The 1,852-nt window shown below is 75.4% G+C and carries 2 protein-coding genes; both read right to left on the bottom strand.

Going from position 1 to position 1,852, the window contains the following annotated elements; translation table 11 throughout:
* Nucleotides 1-119 precede the first annotated feature (119 nt).
* Nucleotides 120-962 carry a GGDEF domain-containing protein gene (locus tag J5Y09_RS24140; protein ID WP_209354405.1) on the bottom strand — a complete coding sequence of 281 codons (843 nt, stop codon included), beginning with the start codon at nucleotides 960-962 and terminating at the stop codon, nucleotides 120-122.
* On the bottom strand, nucleotides 962-1,852 hold an 891-nt coding region (locus tag J5Y09_RS24135; protein ID WP_209354404.1), incomplete at its 5' end, for a peptidoglycan -binding protein. The genes J5Y09_RS24140 and J5Y09_RS24135, both read right to left, overlap by 1 nt.

Raw genomic sequence — 1,852 nt, 5'->3', positions numbered from 1 at the left:
ATCCGCTCCCACGCCGTGTCGCTCAGCACCAAACGATCCAAGACGCCCAAGGCCAGCTCCCCAAAGGCAGCCTTGAATCACGTCACGCCGCCTTCGGGAATCCCAAGAGTCCACACGACCTAGGCCACGACCACCCGGTCCCGCCCGCCCGCCTTCGCGGCATAGAGCGCCTCATCCGCGGCCTTCAGCGCGGCATCCAGCGCACCGGCCGGCGCGCCGCGCACCGCGATCTCCGCCACGCCCGCCGAAGCCGTCACGGCCGCATCCCCGCCCGCCGGATGCGGCACGCCGGCGCGAAGCGCGGCGCGCAGCCGTTCCGCGACGGCGGCCGCGCCGGGCGCGTCCAGCCCGGGGCACAACAGGGCGAATTCCTCCCCGCCCAGCCGGCCGGTGATGTCCCCCGCGCGCGCGCCGCGCAGCAGCACGTCCGCCAGCGCGACCAGCACCGCATCCCCCGCCGGATGGCCGTGCCCGTCGTTGATCGACTTGAAGCGGTCCACGTCGAACATCACCAGCGCGGCCGGCGCGCCGTCCCGCCGGCAGGCGGCGATGGCGGCCATCGCCGCGTCGGTGAAGCCGCGCCGGTTGGCGAGGCCCGTCAGCGGGTCCGTCACCGCCATCGACGACAGCCGCGCCAGCGCCGCGTCGCGCTCGCGCGTCACCCGCAGCGCGATCAGCGCGAGGACCGGCACAGCGGCGTCGAACAGCATCCAGATCCAGGAGGACGGGAGGATCTTCTGTTCATGATGCCGGACCACGTTGTCCCAGGCATCGAAGCCCTGCATCGCCGCCGCGAGCCCTAGCAGCGGCACCAGCGCGACCAGCAGCGGGCGCGGGGAAGCCGGCATCGCCGTCGCGCCGCGCATCGACGCCCAGACGCTGACGAGCGCGACCAGGGCCAGCACGGCGATCGCGCCCCGCGCCGCGACGAAGAGGATCTCCTCCGTGCCCATCGCCGCCATCAGCGATCGGTCAGGCGCAGTTCGATGCGCCGGTTGCGCGCGAGCGCGCCCGGGCCTTCGCCCGCATCGATCGGCTGGGTGTCGCCGAAGGAGGCGGCGGCGACGCGGTTCGGCGGCAGCCCCTCGGCGATCAGCAGCTGCGCCACCGCGATGGCGCGCGCCGCGGCCAGTTCCCAGTTGCTCGCGAAGCGGGCGGAGCGGATCGGCGTGCGGTCCGCATGGCCGTCGACGCGCAGCACCCAGGCGATGTCGCGCGGGATCTGCGACGAAATCTCGGCCAGCACGGCGGCGAGCGCGCGCACCTGCCGCCGGCCTTCCTCGGACAGTTCCGCCTGTGCGGGGGCGAACAGCACCTCCCCCTGGAAGACGAAGCGGTCGCCGGCGATGCGCACCTCCGGCCTTTCGCCCAGCACGTCGCGCAGCCGGCCGAAGAAGTCCGAGCGGTAGCGCTGCAATTCCTCGACGCGGGCGGCAAGCGCCGCGTTCAGCCGCTGGCCGAGCAGCGTGATCTGCGCGTCGCGGTCGCGCCCGGCCGCTTCCTCGAGTTCCAGGGCGATGACGAGGCGCGCGATCTCGCTGCGCAGCGCCTCGATCTGGCGGGTCAGCAGCGCGACCTGGGCGCGGGCGCTGTCGGCGAGCCGCGACTGCTCCCCCGCCGCGGCTTCCGCGCGGCCGGCGCGGTTCGCGGCTTCCTGGCGCAGCGCGTCGGCCTCGGTGCGCGCGCGCTCGGCCGCGGCGATGCGGGCGGATGCGTCGCGCTCGGCCTCGGCGCGGGCGCGCTCGGCGGCGGATTGCACGGTCGCGGCCTGCCGCGCGATGTCCTCGGCGCGCTGGCGCGCCTGCTCGGCGGTCGCGGCGCGGGCGACGGCCTCGCGCATCGCGGCCTCGGC

The sequence above is a fragment of the Roseomonas nitratireducens genome (genome assembly GCF_017813355.1).
GTDB lineage: Bacteria > Pseudomonadota > Alphaproteobacteria > Acetobacterales > Acetobacteraceae > Neoroseomonas > Neoroseomonas nitratireducens.
The sequence above is the reverse complement of the archived record's forward strand: the minus strand, read 5'-3'. Positions and strand labels throughout refer to the sequence as shown.

Bases quoted from the DNA above. Each gene is read 5' to 3' on its own strand.
- J5Y09_RS24140 (WP_209354405.1), bottom strand. From the start codon at position 962: ATGGCGGCGATGGGCACGGAGGAGATCCTCTTCGTCGCGGCGCGGGGC.